14 protein-coding genes are annotated in these 16159 nt (G+C 59.1%); 2 read left to right on the forward strand and 12 right to left on the reverse strand.

The features are described 5' to 3' along the window. Positions 1-69 precede the first annotated feature (69 nt). From fusA to EF096_RS03235, 8 genes are all read right to left on the reverse strand, one after another. Positions 70-2154 (reverse strand): elongation factor G, encoded by a 2085-nt coding sequence (gene fusA / locus EF096_RS03200; RefSeq protein WP_123888171.1) that lies wholly within the window; start codon positions 2152-2154, stop codon positions 70-72. Between the two features lie 173 nt (positions 2155-2327). Continuing rightward, positions 2328-3173, reverse strand: a complete 846-nt coding sequence (locus EF096_RS03205) for a DUF817 domain-containing protein (RefSeq protein ID WP_218565695.1) — start codon at positions 3171-3173, stop codon at positions 2328-2330. Positions 3174-3185: 12 nt separating this feature from the next. Then, complete coding sequence (gene ggt, locus EF096_RS03210) at positions 3186-4904, reverse strand: gamma-glutamyltransferase (RefSeq protein WP_123888173.1); 1719 nt, start codon at positions 4902-4904, stop codon at positions 3186-3188. Positions 4905-4906: 2 nt separating this feature from the next. Continuing rightward, positions 4907-5158 (reverse strand): YfhL family 4Fe-4S dicluster ferredoxin, encoded by a 252-nt coding sequence (locus EF096_RS03215; RefSeq protein ID WP_123888174.1) that lies wholly within the window; start codon positions 5156-5158, stop codon positions 4907-4909. A gap of 28 nt (positions 5159-5186) precedes the next feature. Continuing rightward, on the reverse strand, positions 5187-5666 hold the full coding sequence (gene coaD, locus EF096_RS03220) for a pantetheine-phosphate adenylyltransferase (protein ID WP_123888175.1): 480 nt from the start codon (positions 5664-5666) through the stop codon (positions 5187-5189). A 137-nt stretch (positions 5667-5803) separates the two neighbouring features. After that, complete coding sequence (locus EF096_RS03225; RefSeq protein ID WP_123888176.1) at positions 5804-7393, reverse strand: GMC family oxidoreductase; 1590 nt, start codon at positions 7391-7393, stop codon at positions 5804-5806. A gap of 26 nt (positions 7394-7419) precedes the next feature. Continuing rightward, positions 7420-7959, reverse strand: a complete 540-nt coding sequence (locus EF096_RS03230) for a twin-arginine translocation pathway signal protein (protein ID WP_123888177.1) — start codon at positions 7957-7959, stop codon at positions 7420-7422. Positions 7960-8031: 72 nt separating this feature from the next. Beyond that, positions 8032-9474: a coniferyl aldehyde dehydrogenase gene (locus EF096_RS03235; RefSeq protein WP_123888178.1), complete on the reverse strand. Its 1443-nt coding sequence runs from the start codon at positions 9472-9474 to the stop codon at positions 8032-8034. 178 nt (positions 9475-9652) lie between these two features. On the opposite strand from EF096_RS03235, the gene EF096_RS03240 reads away from it, so the two are divergent. Then, a complete protein-coding gene (locus EF096_RS03240) occupies positions 9653-10312 on the forward strand; it encodes a TetR/AcrR family transcriptional regulator (RefSeq protein ID WP_123888179.1) in 660 nt (219 codons plus the stop codon). Here the strand turns inward: EF096_RS03240 and EF096_RS03245 are convergent. The 4 genes from EF096_RS03245 to EF096_RS03260 are packed head-to-tail and all read right to left on the reverse strand — an operon-like array spanning position 10279 to position 14772. Beyond that, entirely contained in the window at positions 10279-11283 is a 1005-nt protein-coding gene (locus EF096_RS03245; RefSeq protein WP_123888180.1) for a hydrolase, read from the reverse strand. The genes EF096_RS03240 and EF096_RS03245 overlap by 34 nt on opposite strands. Continuing rightward, positions 11280-11855 carry a 16S rRNA (guanine(966)-N(2))-methyltransferase RsmD gene (rsmD, locus tag EF096_RS03250; RefSeq protein ID WP_123888181.1) on the reverse strand — a complete coding sequence of 192 codons (576 nt, stop codon included), beginning with the start codon at positions 11853-11855 and terminating at the stop codon, positions 11280-11282. Before rsmD ends, EF096_RS03245 begins: the two co-directional genes overlap by 4 nt. Then, positions 11852-13426: a M16 family metallopeptidase gene (locus EF096_RS03255; protein ID WP_123888182.1), complete on the reverse strand. Its 1575-nt coding sequence runs from the start codon at positions 13424-13426 to the stop codon at positions 11852-11854. The genes rsmD and EF096_RS03255 overlap by 4 nt, the downstream gene beginning before the upstream one ends. Continuing rightward, a complete protein-coding gene (locus EF096_RS03260) occupies positions 13423-14772 on the reverse strand; it encodes a M16 family metallopeptidase (RefSeq protein WP_123888183.1) in 1350 nt (449 codons plus the stop codon). Before EF096_RS03260 ends, EF096_RS03255 begins: the two co-directional genes overlap by 4 nt. 173 nt (positions 14773-14945) lie before the next feature. On the opposite strand from EF096_RS03260, the gene ftsY reads away from it, so the two are divergent. Further along, entirely contained in the window at positions 14946-16145 is a 1200-nt protein-coding gene (gene ftsY, locus EF096_RS03265; protein WP_123888184.1) for a signal recognition particle-docking protein FtsY, read from the forward strand. Positions 16146-16159: the final 14 nt, after the last annotated feature.

The following is a 16159-nucleotide window of genomic DNA, read 5'->3' on the forward strand; positions in this document are numbered from 1 at the left end:
TGCTGAGCATCGGGCGTTTTTGCTGAGACAGGCCGGAGCCTGTCTCGACGGCAGCAGTTAAGCCTAAGCTTATTTCGCTGCGCGCTTTTCCTTCTCTTTCGCGATCACGGTTTCTGCAACGTTCGCCGGGCAAGGCGAGTAGTGCGAGAACTCCATGGAGAACTGACCGCGACCGGAGGTCATGGTACGCAGGGTGCTGATGTAGCCGAACATTTCTGCCAGCGGAACATCGGCCTTGATGCGTACACCGGTAACACCGGCTTCCTGACCCGCAATCATGCCGCGACGACGGTTCAAGTCACCAATCACGTCACCGACGTGATCTTCAGGCGTGAACACGTCTACTTTCATGACGGGCTCAAGCAACTGAGGACCGGCTTTCGGCATGGACTGGCGGAAAGCGCCCTTGGCTGCGATCTCGAACGCGATGGCCGAGGAGTCAACAGCGTGGAAGCCACCGTCAGTCAGTTCGAAGTCAACGTCCAGAACCGGGAAGCCTGCCAGCGGGCCAGTGCCCATAAGGGATGCGAAACCCTTCTCGATCGCTGGGAAGTATTCCTTCGGAACGTTACCGCCCACAACCTTGGAGCGGAAGGTAAAGCCTGAGTTCGGCTCGCCGGGCTTGATGACATAGTCGATCTTACCGTACTGACCGGAACCACCCGACTGCTTCTTGTGGGTGTAGCTGTCTTCGATCTGCTTGGTGATGGTCTCGCGGTAGGCAACCTGTGGCTGACCTACTATCAACTCAACACCGTAGGTGCGCTTCAGAATGTCGACCTTGATGTCCAGGTGCAGTTCGCCCATGCCCTTAAGGATGGTTTCGCCGGAATCGATATCGGTTTCAACGCGGAAGGTTGGGTCTTCTGCAACCATCTTGCCGATCGCCACACCCATTTTCTCGGTAGAACCCTTGTCTTTCGGCTCAACGGAGATGGAGATAACGGGCTCTGGGAACACCATGGCTTCCAGTGTGCAAGGGTGCTTCGGATCACACAGGGTGTGACCAGTCTGCACGTTCTTCATACCAACGATAGCGATAATGTCGCCAGCGGTAGCGAAGCTCAGCTCGTTACGCTCGTCGGCCTGCATCTCAACCATGCGGCCTACGCGCTCGGTCTTGCCGGTGAAGGAGTTGAGGATGGTGTCACCCTTGTTCAACTTACCGGAGTAGATACGGCAGAAAGTCAGGGCGCCGAAACGGTCGTCCATGATCTTGAACGCCAGGGCGCGGAAAGGCTCGTCTTCGCTCACGATGGCGTGTTTGCCAGTCGGGTTGCCTTCTTCGTCAGTCAGCGGCTGAGGATTAACTTCAGTCGGTGTTGGCAGGTAGTCGACAACTGCGTCCAGTAGCAGCTGCATGCCCTTGTTCTTGAACGCAGAACCGCAGTAAGTTGGGAAGAACGCCAGTTCCAGCGTACCCTTGCGAATGCAGCGCTGAATGTCTTCGATGGATGGCTCTTCGCCTTCCATGTAGGCCATCATGATGTCGTCGTCCATTTCCACGGCAGTTTCAATCATCTGCTCGCGGTAAATTTCTACGTCATCGACCATGTCAGCCGGTACGTCTTCGACTGTGTAGTTTTCAGGCTGTCCGGTTTCGTCCCACACATAAGCTTTGCGGGTCAGCAGGTCGACAACACCTTTGAAGGTGTCTTCAGCGCCGATGGGCAGAGTCATGATCAGCGGCTTGGCGCCCAGTACTTTCTCGACCTGAGCGGCTACGCGCAGGAAGTTGGCACCGATACGGTCAAGCTTGTTGACGAAAATCAGACGGGAAACCTTGGAGTCGTTCGCGTAACGCCAGTTGGTCTCGGACTGAGGCTCAACGCCGCCCGAACCACAGAATACGCCGATACCGCCGTCCAGTACTTTCAGTGAACGATACACTTCCACGGTGAAGTCAACGTGGCCGGGGGTGTCGATGACGTTGAAACGATAGCCTTTCCAGAAACAGCTGACGGCTGCGGACTGAATGGTAATGCCGCGCTCGGCTTCCTGATCCATGAAGTCGGTGGTGGATTCGCCCTCGTGAACCTCACCCAGCTTGTGAATTTTGCCGGTGAGTTTCAGGATACGTTCTGTAGTGGTGGTTTTGCCGGCATCAACGTGGGCGAAGATACCAATATTTCGGTAAAGGGATAGGTCGGTCATGGCACTCTCAGATAGCCGGGTGGAAAAACAGGCGGCCAATATACAGGATTAATAAAAGAATCTCTCGGCTTTTACGATGAAATGACTTTAAAAAGTCAGCGCCCTGTGCTTCGAAGCCGGATGCAGCCGCTATAACGCTGTTGTTATTACGATTGACGGCCTACCTGATAGATTTACTGATTTCGCCGCTTACCTATTATTGCCCCTTGGCGCTCGGCGTGGCGGATGATGGGGTTATTTATCAGCGAGACGAGCACAAAGCTTAGCAGCATCAGCAAATACCAGGAGCTCAACTTGGCCAGCGAAACCATGTGCCATTGCGCTTTCTGATTGGGGTACACCCAGACGTTGGCGTAGGTGGCGATGTTTTCGGCAAACCAGATGAACAGGGCGACCAGAAACCACCCCAGCAGCAGTGGCATCCAACGGTGGGTCTTGATGATCATGAAATGGACCTGCGTCCGCCAGAACAGGAAGACCGTGACGGCCAGTAATACCCAGCGCAGATCCCAGATAAAGTGATGGGTAAAAAAGTTCAGGTAGATCAGGCTGACCAGTACCACGGTTTGCCAGCGTGCGGGATAGTGGGTGTATTGAAAGTCAAAAAGGCGCCAGACGCGTGCGATATAACTACCCACAGCGCTGTACATAAAGCCGGTAAACAAGGGCACATTGCCGATGCCAAACAGATACTCTTCGGGATACTGCCAGGAGCCGATGGCGTCGGAGGTTTTGAACAGCTCCATAGCGGTCGCAGTAAGGTGAAAAACCACGATGACCATGGATTCGCGCAGTGTTTCCAGCCGAGCCGCGAGCATGAATAACTGAAAGGCAATGGCGGCGAGAAAGATGAAGTCGTAGCGGTGCAGTCCCTCAATCGGGTACCAGTAGCGGGTGACGACCATCACCAGCAGTAGGAAGCCGCCAAACAGGCAGGCGTAGGCCTGTTTCAGGCCGAAGAGCCAGAATTCTTTGATAAAGGTTTTTATGCGGACACCCCTGAATAGTGGATTAGGCAGGCTATTGTCGGGTTACTCGCTCGGTGTCAGGACGGCTTGTTCTTGCACGCTAGCCGCGCCTATACCGCGGGGGTCGCTGGCGGCGCTAAGCTGATTGCTATCTTTATTCCAGGACACCGCCTGCATATTGCCGTAGTCGCGGCCGACGGGTTCAATACGATGGCCCATGGCCTGGAGTGCGCGTTCTTGCTCTTCGCTAAAGGCGGCAGCTTCAACCTGAATGTGGTCCGGCAGGTATTGGTGGTGGAAGCGTGGGCGACTGACCCAGCGCTCAACCGGTTCGCCCTGCATGGCTTCCAGCGAGCCAAGTAGCACCATGGTAATGATACGGCTGCCGCCGGGCGTGCCAAGGATCGCCAGTTGCTGATCATTTTCCAGCATAGTCGGGGTCATGCTGGAGAGCGGGCGTTTGCCGGGCGCGATGGCGTTGGCTTCGCTACCGGCCAGGCCGTAGGCGTTGACGCCAGCGGGGTCAGCCGCAAAGTCGTCCATTTCGTTATTGAGCAGCACGCCGGTGCCGGGCACGGTGAACGCAGAGCCGAATGGCAAATTGACGCTGAGGGTAGCTGCGACAGCGTTACCTTGGGCATCAATCAGGGAGAAGTGGGTCGTGTGGTTACCCTCGACAAAGTCAATCAGCGGGCCGAGTTCACTGCTGCGGGTGGCGTGCTGCGGGTCGATGCTGGTGGCCAGTTTGTTGGCGTAGTCAGCCGATATCAGTTGCTTGACCGGCACCTCGACAAAGTCATTGTCGCCGAGCAGCGCGGCGCGGTCGCGATAGGTGCGGCGCATCAGCTCGACCAACTGGTGAGTCTGAGTGACCGAGCCGAGCTCGACCTTGGGCAAGCTAGCCAGGCCTTGCAGTATGCCCGCCAGGGCGATGCCGCCGGCGGATGGCAGTGGTGCGCTAATTACCTCATAGCCGCTGGTACTAAAGCGGATAGGGCTGCGCTCGATCACCTTGTAACCGTTCAGGTCGGCGGCTTGCCAGATACCACCGGCGGCTTTTACGCCGTTGATCAGTTGCGTTGCCACATCGCCTTTATAGAAGCCATCGCGGCCATGGCTAGCCATGGCGCGCAGCGTGTTGGCCAGCTCGGGCTGCTGAACAAGGGTCCCTGCCTCAGGAAGCTGGCCGCCGCGCAGGAAAATTCGCGCCGTGTCCGGGTAGCGATTCATGACCTCAAGGCGGTAGCCCGCCAGCGTGCGGTAATGTTCGCTGATGGCAAAACCATTTTCGGCGGCAGCAATGGCCGGCGCCAGCGACTGGCTCAGAGGCAGCTTGCCATAGTGCTCGGCCAGGTGTGCCAGCGCGGCGGGAACGCCGGGAATACCTGCTGCCATAGGGCCATTGATGGCAGGGTCGCGCTGCACCACGCCATCGCTGTCGCGGTACAGGTCGCGGCCGGCGCTGAGCGGCGCGGTTTCGCGAGCGTCAATAAAACGGTAGGGCTGGTCGCTGTTACCGGGTTGACGCAGCAGAAAGAAACCACCACCGCCGAGCCCGGAACTGTAGGGCTCAACCACCGCCAGCGTTGATGCAACGGCGACCGCTGCATCAAAGGCGTTGCCGCCCTGGTCGAGTATGGCGTGGCCGGCTGCAGTGGCGACTGGATGCGCGCTGGCGACGGCCTGCTGACCTGGCCCTGAGGCGGCATGCAGTGGTGCGGCAGACAACAGGCCCACTAGGCTGACGGTGATCAGGGGTAGCCAGCTCTGCCGCATGCGCATCGTTATGCCTCGCCGGTGAGAATCTTGTATTTATCCATCAGCTCGTCCTTGCTTTCGACGTGCTCCGGATCGAGCGGAATGCAGTCTACAGGGCAGACCTGTTGGCACTGCGGCTCATCAAAATGACCTACGCACTCGGTGCACAGGTTGGGGTCGATCACATAGATCTCTTCGCCCTGGGAAATGGCCCCGTTGGGACACTCCGGTTCGCAGACATCGCAGTTGATGCAGTCGTCGGTAATGATCAGTGACATGGTTCAGTGGCTCCGCAGGGCAACAGGCTCAGCTATGGTAGCGTTTGAGCAGGGCTGCATTGACGTCAGGATGCACGAACTTGGTCACGTCGCCACCCAGTGCCGCAATCTCGCGTACCAGCGTGGAAGATATATAGGAATAGTGTTCCGATGGCGTCAGGAACAGGCTTTCCACGTCGGGAGCCAGCACCCGGTTCATATTGGCCAGCTGGAACTCATACTCAAAGTCGGATACCGCGCGCAGGCCGCGCAGCAGCACGTTCGCATTCACTTCTTTGACAAAATGCGCGAGCAGTGAGGAGAAGCCGACTACTTCGACATTGGGCAGGTGCGCCAACACGTTCTTGGCCATATCTACCCGCTGTTCCAGCGTAAAGGCTGGATTCTTCTTGGTACTGGCGGCAACGGCCACCACCACGCGATCAAACAGGCGCGAAGCGCGCTCAACGAGATCGGTATGCCCCTTGGTGATAGGGTCGAAGGTGCCAGGGTAGAGTACGGTGTTCATGTTGGCGAGGTCCTGCGGCTGTCCGAGTGAGAGGCAGATGGTAGCCCAATGACAGCCGAAAACCCAGCAACAGAGGCGCTTGCCTGTCATTTTTAGACGTCCAGTTAGCCCCGATTGTGGCTCGGGGCTAACGGCACTCAGCTCAGGTCTGCCACCAGAGCGGTAGTCAGTTTGGCAACAATGCCATAGATGGATAGCTGCGGGTTGGCGCCGATACTGGTGGGGAAGATCGATCCATCGAGTACCGATAGGTTGTCCAGTTGGTGGTGACGGCCGCGGCTATCGACTACCGCCTGTGTCGGGTCTTCGCCCATAGCGCAACCACCCATGATATGGGCCGTGGCCAAGCGTACATCATGTATCCGGTAACTCAGCTGGTCGATCTGTTGCTTGAAGTCATCCCAGCTGCGGCTCTCGCGGGCATGCGCGTGGGTCGGCATGACGCTTTTGGCACCAGCGGCAAACTGGATTTCGCCCATGCTCAGGTAGGCGCGACGTGTGCCGTCCCACAGGTAGTCGTTGAGCGGGTAATCCAGCACGGGGTCACCGTTGTCGCGCAGTGCCACACTGCCGCCCTGACTTTGCTCATGAAAGCCGTCGCGTAGCAGCGCCAGTAGCAGGTTGCTCTGCGCCAGCCCGTTCATGCGCTGCAGATTCTCCTGCCCCATACCCCCCATGAGGGCCGAGGTAATACTTGGCTGCATCGGCGGCACTTCCAGCTTATACCCCATGGGGCCGGTCGTGCCCTGCTGCCACTGGAAGTGGTCGGAATAGATTGACTGGGGCGCGCCGTAAAAGCCGTTGATGTCGCGGTCGAAACGCGCGAGGGTCATGTTGACCGGATGCAGGAAGGTGCGCTTACCCAGTCTGCCGTGCGGATCAGGTGCTTTCGAGCGCAGCAGCAGCGCGGGGCTGTTGATGGCGCCGCCGGCCAGCACTATGTGCTTACCGCGCAGCCGCAGGCGTTGCCCGGTGGCGGCGGTCAAGGTGCTATTCATCCCCCGGCAAAGTACTTCAGTCACGCGGTCGCCTGTAACTACCAGGCTTTCGGCACGCGCGCTGTGCACCAGGGTGGCGCCTTTTTCCAGGGCCGCAGGAATAGTCGTGACCAGCATGGATTGCTTGGCGTTGGTCGGGCAGCCGGTCCCACAATAGCCCAGGTTCCAGCAGCCACGGACGTTGCGCGGAATGACCTTCCAGTGATAACCGAGCTTTTCGCAGCCCAGACGGATGATGTCGTTATTGGCGTTGGCTGGCACGGCCCAGGGTGCGACACCCAGGCGCTCCTCCATACGCGCGTACCAGGGCGCCATGCTTTGGCTATCGAGCCCCTTTACGTTGTGCTCTTTGGCCCAGTGCGCCAGCGTTGGTTCTGGCGTGCGGAAGCTGCTGGTCCAGTTGACCGTAGTGGTGCCGCCCACTGTACGGCCCTGCAGAATGCCGATACCACCGTCGGCCGTGGCTCTGGCCAGGCCTTCCTGATAGAGGTCGGCGTAGGCTTTGGCCTCATCGTTTTTGAAGTCGCTGGAGGTTTTTAACGAACCTTCTTCGACCAGCAACACCTTGAACCCGTTCTGGGCCAGGATCTCAGCGCTGGTGCCACCGCCCGCGCCGGTGCCGATGATAATCACATCAGCTTCAAGTGTGGTTTCGTTCTCAAGCGTGGCGGCATCGATTACCTGCCAGCCGCGTGCAACACCTTGCAGAAATAAATCAGGTACAGGCATGTGTTTCCCCTGGAATCGGTTCTGAATCAGATGACGGGTGGGCCGGGATAGCCGGTCGTTGCCCATGATTGCGGCAGGGCGTACCAGGACATCTGCAATAGCTGCGTCAGGGTCTTTTGCCCCTGACGCAGCATGTCAAAACGGCTATCGCGCCAGCGCAGTAGAAATGCCTCAATCTGGTCGGGGCTGGCCTTGGCCATGTCACCCCATACACCGGTCAGGGGGCCGCGTGTGACGGGCATGCTCAGTAGGCCGAGCAGGTCCAGTATGCTTTTCTGGACAAAGGGAGAAGTTCGCTCCAGCGTCCAGTCCAGCTGTGCGCTTGCCTTGGCAATGGCGTCAGACGATTCAGCGAAGGCCGGGTGGGGGCCAATGATGGCTGGGTACAAAGCCGCCAGCAGTGGCAGGTCGGATTCGCGTAGTACCTTGAATTGCGGCGCAGCATGCTCGGAGGTGCAGCCGGTAAGGCTGGCAGTCAGGCCGACGGTGCTCAGGGCCAGGCTGGCGCCCAGCCCCAGTTTCAAGAGGCTGCGTCGGCCTAGCTGTGGATTCAGATTAGGGTCCATATAGTCCTGCTCTTTGTTTTTATTCTGGCCGAGCGCATTGAGCACGCCGGCTGTTTCTATCGTGCGTCCGGCTCAACGCAGGAACAGTTTGTACACCATATTCAGTAGTTTGCCGCCGTAGGGCGGATAAATCGGCCGAGAGCCATTGAAGCGCTGTTTGATATAAACGCTCTTGGCTTTGCTCATGGTCAGAAAGCCCTCGTGGCCGTGGTAATGGCCCATGCCGGAGGCGCCAATGCCGCCGAAGGGCATGTCGTCCTGCGCGACATGAAAGATGGTGTCGTTGATGCACATACCGCCAGCGTGGGTCTGCTCCATCATGCGCTGCTGCTCGGCCTTGTCGTAGCCGAAGTAGTAGAGCGCGAGTGGGCGCGGTCGATCGGCGATATAGTCGAGTGCTTCTTGCAGGCTGTCGTAGGGCACGATCGGCAACAAGGGACCAAAAATCTCGTCCTGCATCAATGTCATGTCGTCGCTGACGTTGAGGATCAGCGTGGGTGGCAGGATACGACTGTCACTCAAATCCTCGTTGGCAGGGTTGATAGGCAAGAGGCGCGCGCCTTTGGCTTCGGCATCCTGCAGGTAGCCTTGCAGACGCAGATATTGGCGCGGGTTGATGACCTGGGTGTAATCCGGATTGTTAAGTAGCTTGGGATACATTTTTGCCAGTTGGGTGCTCAGGGCCTCTACCAGGCCTTCGACGCGCGCGCGCGGGCATAGAATATAGTCTGGCGCCACGCAGGTCTGACCAGCATTCATCCCCTTGCCGAAGGCGATACGCTCGGCGGCATCCGTCAGCGGCACATCGGCGGAAATGATGGCCGGGGATTTACCGCCCAATTCCAGGGTGACGGGGGTAAGGTTGGCCGCGGCGGCGCGCATGACATGCCGGCCGATGCTGGTAGCGCCGGTAAACAGCAGATGATCAAAGGCCATCTGCGAGAAGGCCATACCGACTTCAGCTTCGCCGGTAACGACCGCGACCTGATCCTCCTTGAATACCTCAGCGAGTACCTTGCCCAGCAACTCGGCGGTAGCCGGGGTCGACTCGCTCATCTTGATCAGCGCGCGATTCCCGGCGGCAACGGCGGTCACCAACGGACCTATGGCGAGAAAGAGAGGGTAGTTCCACGGCACTATGATGCCGATCACCCCCAGCGGCTGATATACCACCTGCGCTTTGCCCGGTTGAAAGGCCATACCAACCTTGCGCTTGGAGGGCTTCATCCAGCCGCGAATGTGTTTGCAGGCGTACTTGATACCTTCTACTGCTGGCAGAATTTCAGCGAGTTTGGTTTCGTCGGCAGAGCGTCGACCGAAGTCGGCGTTGATCGCGCTAATCAGCGCGTCCTGGTGCTTTAGCAGGGCGGATTTTAATGCGTTGAGTTGCTGTATGCGGCTATCGGCATCCGGCATGGGAGCCGCTCGATAAGCTGCGCGTTGCTGCGCAAATAGCTCATGCATGCGGTCAATGGAGTGCTGCTGGTCCTGCATGTAAGCAATATCGGCTACCATGGGTGCCTCCGCAAAAGGGCTGGCTCTCGATCGTCAGCTCTTGTTGTTTGTGGGTTGCTTGGATGAGTGCGCTTTCTATATTGCGCTGGTCCATTAAAGCGTCTTGCTGTAACGCGTCAGGTATTTTTAGAGTATTTGCTCTAAACTGTCAAATTCATCTACCAAACGGTATTCAGGCATGAAAACCCGCGACCGCATCCTTCAGGCTAGCCTGCATCTCTTCAACGAGCAGGGTGAGCGCGCTGTTACCACCAATCACATCGCTGCGCATCTGGGCATGTCGCCGGGCAATCTGTATTACCACTTCCGTAACAAGCAGCAGATTATCGCCGAGCTGGTGGCTGCATATGAGGCGAATGTGGAGGGTTATCTGCAGGTGCCGCAGGGGCGGCCGCTCGATTTGCAGGACAAGGCAAATTACCTGGAGTCGATCAGTCAGGGACTATGGCAGTACCGTTTTCTGCTGCGTGATCTAGAGCATTTGGTCTCCGCCGATCCTGACATGGCTGAGCGCTATCGGCAGTTCTCCCGGCGTTGCCTGCACAGTGGGCAGGCGATCTATCAGGGGCTGATTGATGCAGGCGTTCTCTGTGCCCGGCGTGCCAACCCGGAAGTGTTGGCACTGAACTCCTGGTTGCTGATGAACAGCTGGGTGAGCTTCCTGTGCACTACGGTGCTGGAGGCCGATCAGACCGAGCTGACGCCCGCTATGTTGCGCCGCGGGGTGTATCAGGTGCTGGCGCAGGAAATGGGCCTACTGACCGAGCAGGCAAGGCCGGCGGTTGAGGCGTTGTTGGCTGAGTATTATCTGCCGCTGGAAGGCGTGACTGCGAGCTGAGCCGCCAGCCACTGTGGAATCCGGCGTTCGAGATAATAGCTCGGCTGCCATGGCAGGCCTTCGATAAAGCCCACGTGACCGCCACTCTGATGTAATTCGAATTCAGTGCTGGCGGACAGTTCGCTGGTTTGCGGCAGGCTGTGCGGGTAAACAAAAGGATCGTTCTGCGCCTGAATGATCAGTGTCGGGGTGGCAATGGTACCGAGGAAGTAGCGGCTGCTGCACTGGCGATAATAGTCCTGAGCGCTGTCATAGCCATGCAGAGGCGCGGTAACCCGCCCATCAAAATCCCAGAAACTGTCCATGCCCTCAAGCGAGCCCAACGCATCAAGTCGTGCGTATTCGGCGTCTTTGCCCTGATGCTGAAATAGGCGTTTTTTGTTGGCAACGTAGGCCAGCATGTCGCGCATGAAGCGGCTTTGATAGACGCGCGAGAAGCCAACCTGCAGGCGATCGGCGCATTGATCCAGCCGGAAGGGAACCGAGACGGCGACCGCCGCTGTCAGTCGCGACTCGGCGCCGGATTCGCCCAGATACTTAAGCAAGACGTTGCCGCCCAGCGAGTAACCCGCAGCGACCAATGGCTGATCAGGGTTGAGCTCGCGAACGTAGCCGATGACCTCGGCCAGATCGTCGCTGGCACCAGAGTGGTAGGCGCGCGCGCTGTGGTTGGGCTCGCCGGAGCAGCCGCGCCAGTTGACCGCCACGCTGCGCCAGCCGATGGCAGCCAGTGCCCGCTGCTGGCCGAGAATATACAGCGATGCAGAGCTGCCGGTGAGGCCATGCAAGAGAATGGCGATAGGTGCTGGCGGCTGTGCGCTGCCGTACCAGTCGAGGTCCAGATAGTCGCCGTCGCTCAGCGTCATGCGCACCCGCTGGCGTTCCAGGCTGGGCGGCCTGCGCAGCAGGGGGCCGAACAGCGTCTGCAGATGACCGCCCGGCAGCCAGTGAGCGGGGCGATACAGGCTCACGCCTGGCGGCGCCAGAGGCTATACCAGACTTGCCCGGCGCGCTTGTCGCGATGCAGTTGCCAGTTGCTCGGCAGGCTCAGGCGGCTGGGCGAGTTTTCGCTTTCGACGTAGATAAGCGCGTCGTCGGTCAGCCAGGCGTTGGCCTCCAGCGCCGTGCAGGCGGGCTCGAGTAAATCCTGATGAAAGGGAGGGTCGAGAAAAACGATGTTGTAGGCTTCAGCGGGCGGCGTACTGAGCAGCGCCAACACATTTTCCTGTCGGACCTCTGCCTTGGTGCATTGCAGCGTGGCTAGATGCTCACGCAGTGAGGTGACTGCGTCGCGACTCAGGTCGACCGCCAGGGCCCAGCCGGCGCCGCGTGATAGCGCCTCTAGCGTCAGTGCGCCGCTACCGGTAAAGGGATCAAAACAGCGGGCGCCCTGAATATCGCCGCTAAGCCAGTTGAACAGCGTTTCGCGGACCCGGTCTGCGGTTGGCCGCAGGCCGGGTTGCTCGGTAAAACTGAAGCGCCGGCTGCCCCACTCGCCGCCAATGATGCGCAGTTGTCCAATCTTGGCTTTAGGCTGCTTCATGGTTTGGTCTCCGCTGGCTTGGTTGCGTCGTTTTCGCTTGCTGTCTCGGTTGCTTCAGGCGCACTTTCGCCGCTGGTTGCGTCCTCTTCTGGCTGTGGTGGGCCGACGGTGATGGTAACGCGATGGGCCGGGTCCAGATGCGCTGCAAAGGCAGCCTGAATTTGCTCGACCGTTAGCGCCTGAACCTGATCGAGGAACAACTGCATATTGTTCAGCGGCAGATTATAGAAGCCGATTGCGGCCAATTGGCTGACGATCGCGCTGTTGCTGGCGGTACTCAACGGAAACTCGCCCAGAATCTGCTGCTTGGCGCGTACCAGTTCAGCTTGGGTTGGTCCCTTGGCGATAAAGTCATCCAGGGTGCTATTGACCACTTCCAGCGCCAGTTCAGTCTGGTCGCTACGTGTCTGTAAGCTGATGCTGAAAGGACCGGGCGCCTGCATGGGGGTAAAGCCACTACTGACGGAGTAGGCCAGGCCGCGCTTTTCGCGCACCTGTTCCATCAGGCGCGAGCCAAAGCCTGAACCACCGAGGATCTGGTTGCCCAGATAAAGCGCGGCGTAGTCAGGGTCGCCGCGTTTGATGCCTTGCTGACCGACAATGACCTGTGTCTGCTCGCTGTTGAAGTCGATCTGCTTTTGGGTTGCAGCCACGGGCTCGGGATCGGGCGTGGTCGGCGCTGCCTGGCCTTCCGGTAGCGCGTCGGCCAAATGCTGCGCCAACTGCTCTGCCTGGTCGCGATCAATGTCACCTACCAGCGCGATCACCGCATTACCGGCGGCGTAGTAGGTTTGGTGGAAGCGTTGCAGATCGGCGCGGCTTATGACTTTCAGGCTGTCAGCTTCGCCATCCGGCAAGTTGCCGTAGGGGTGATTCGGGTAAAGCGTTGACCAAAAGGCTTCGCTGGCCAGTGAGCCCGGGCGCTGCATGCGGTACTGCAGGCCGGCCAGCATCTGCTCGCGCACGCGGGTCACGGCCTTCGCCGGGAACGCAGGCTGCGCCAATACCTGAGCGAACAGCGCTAATGCCGGTTCCAGCTTATCGCTGTCGGTCAGGCTGCGCAGTCTGACCAGGCCCATGTCGCGGTACGCACCGTTACTGAATTCGGCGCCGAGTCGTTCGAAGCCGCTGGCGATATCGTCCGCACTCAGGTTGTTGGTGCCTTCGTTAAGCAGCGCATTGGTCAGCATGGCCAGGCCGGGCTGGTCGCCGTCGCGGCTTGCGCCAGCAGCAAACAGCAGCTGTACGTCGAGCATCGGAAGCTCTTCGGCGCGCATGTAATAGACCTTGGTTCCCTGTGCAGTGGTCCAGTGCTGCAGGTCCAGCCCGCGTCGTGCCGGTGGCGTATCGAGGTCCAATTGCTCCAGCGACTGCAGCGCTGGTAACGGCGAGCCAAAGACTTCTTCGGCCGTATCCGGTTCGGGGTTGTTGGCCGGTTTTGCGGTATCAGGCGTGGGTTTGGGTTGCGCCTCTGGTGCGGGTGACTGCTTGAGCAATACCGCCAACATGACGCCAAGCGCGACGATTGCGAGCAGCCAGCGGAGCAGGGCAAAGGGCTTTATTGACTTCATTGTTGAGCCTCCTTGGCCAGTGGCAGCACTGTTGTACGGGTCATCCGGTCACGCACCAGATAGCGGCGTGCGACGTCGCTGATTTGCTCGGGGGTGATGGCCTTGAGTGCGTCAACATCCTGATCTATCAGCTCCCAGGACAGTCCTGCGCTCTCCAGCGCACCAATACGGTTGGCTTGAGTGTTGATGTCATCCTGCGAGTACACCAGTTCAGCGACGAGTTGCGCCTGAACGCGTGCCAGTTCTTCAGCGCTGGGCGGCGTTTTCTTGATGGCGTCAATTTGCTCCCACACGCCTTGCTCAAGCTGAGCCAGATCAACGTTGCGGGACAGGTTGGGAATGCCGCTGAGGATGAACAGGCTGTCACCTCGGCTGAAGGGGTCGTAGTGGGTGCCCACGCTGGTGGCAATGTTGCTGCCGCGCTCCAGGTTGCTGGCGAGGCGGGCACTGTGACCGCCGTCGAGCACCGCATCGAGCAGGCGCAATGCATGCACCTCCCAGGGCTGTGCACTGGTAGTCAGGCTGGGAACGTTGAAGCCAAGCATCAGCGTAGGCAGCTGCACATCCAGGTGTTGCACCAGGCTGCGCTCACCGCCAGCGGGCAGCTCAAGTGGCGTGCGAATAGGTACCGGAGTACGCGCTGGTACGGCACCAAAGTAGCGCTCGACCAAGGGTTTGACGGTCTCGGGATAGACATCGCCAACAATAACCAGGGTGGCGTTGGCTGGCACATAGTGAGCGCGGTACCAGGCCCGCAGGTCTTCAATCTGCATGCGGTCAAGATCGTGCATCCAGCCGATCACCGGCTGACCGTAAGGGCTGGCCATGTAGGCCTGGGTCAGGAAGCGCTCGTAGGCCAAGCCATTGGGGTTGTCGTCGACGCGCATCCGACGCTCCTCCTTGATGACTTCTATTTCCTTGAGAAACTCGTCTTCCGGCAAGCTCAGTTGATGCATGCGTTCGGCTTCCAGCTCCAGCGCAACCGGCAATTGATCACGGCTGAGGATCTGGTAATAGGCGGTATAGTCACGCGTGGTCATGGCGTTCTCGCTGGCGCCCAGGCTGCCGAGCAGACGAGATGCCTGGCCGGGCTCGAGGTTTTTGCTGCCCTTGAACATCATGTGCTCCAGCGCGTGCGAGAGACCGGTCTGCCCCGGCGGCTCATCGCTGCTGCCGACCTTGTACCAGACCTGCGATACGACGACAGGCGCACGATGATCTTCACGGATGATCACCTTGAGACCGTTGTCCAGTGTGTAGCTATGCGTTGGTTGTCGTGATTCGTTGGCTACCGCGGTAAACGAGAGCAGGGGAAGCGTTAGCAGTACAAAGATCAGCCGCAACATTCGTTGGATCCTGTGGGGCAGTGGTGGTCGGTAGTAGCCAAGGTTTTATCTGATCGGCAGATTACGTCTCGGCAGCGTCCGGGGGTCATACCGCCAATGGCGGAAGTGGGGTAGGATAACCCAACCTTCAATATGGCGAAGCATTCGCCGTCAGACTCAGATAGTGACCCTTCATGTTTGGTTCCAAAGACAAGCCAGAAAGCCCCGAAAACAAAGCCGCCGACTCGGCCGCCAAGCCGGAAAAAAAAGGTCTGTTTGGCTGGGCGCGACGTAAAGAAGCGCCCGCCCCCGAGCCCGAGCAGGATGCGCCAGCACCGCTCAGCCAGCAACTCGATAGCGTAGAGGCCCGCGAGCAGGCGGCCCGTGAGGCAGCTGCTTCATTGTTCTCCGAGCTGGGGCAAAGTGCCGCTGAGCCGGTTGCCGAGCCGCAGCCGGTTGCCGAGGAGGAGTCCAAGGGCTTTTTCTCGCGGATGAAAAAGGGACTGTCCAAGACCAGTGCCAATCTTGGCGAGGGCATGGCCAACATGTTCCTCGGCGAGAAAGAAATCGACGATGAGCTGCTGGAGGAGATGGAAACCCGGCTGCTGATGGCCGATGTGGGTATTGAGGCGACCACGCTAATTATGGAAAGCCTGCAAGAGCGCGTAACGCGGCGCCAGGTATCTAGCCGCAAGGCCCTCTATCGCGCGCTGCAGGGTGAGCTGGAGGCGCTGCTGGTTCATGTTGCCAAACCGATGGAAGTCGACAGCAGCAAAAAGCCCTATGTGATTCTGGTGGTGGGCGTGAATGGGGTGGGTAAAACCACGACCATCGGCAAGTTGGCTAAGCGCCTGCAGAGCGAAGGCAAGCAGGTGATGCTGGCTGCTGGTGATACCTTTCGCGCAGCTGCCGTTGAACAGTTGCAGGTCTGGGGTGAGCGCAACCAGATTAGTGTTGTTGCACAGCACACGGGCGCTGATTCCGCGTCAGTCATTTTCGATGCGCTGCAGGCGGCCAAGTCGCGCGGTGCTGATGTGTTGATTGCCGATACCGCCGGACGTCTGCACAACAAAGATCACTTGATGGACGAGCTGGCCAAGGTCAAGCGCGTAATGGCCAAGCTCGACGTAGAGGCGCCGCACGAAGTGCTCTTGGTGCTGGACGCCGGTACCGGACAGAACGCGATATCGCAGACCAAGTTGTTCGATCAGGCAGTCGGCCTGACCGGTTTGGCCTTGACCAAGCTGGATGGCACCGCCAAGGGCGGTGTGATCTTTGCGCTGGCCAAACAGTTTGGCTTGCCGATCCGTTACATTGGTGTGGGTGAGCAGATTGATGATCTGCGGCCCTTTACTGCGCCCGAGTTCGTTGAAGCCCTCTTTGGTAGCAAATAGGGTGTTTGGCAGCG

The sequence above is a fragment of the Pseudomonas neustonica genome (genome assembly GCF_003797945.1).
GTDB classification, from domain to species: Bacteria; Pseudomonadota; Gammaproteobacteria; order Pseudomonadales; family Pseudomonadaceae; genus Halopseudomonas; species Halopseudomonas neustonica.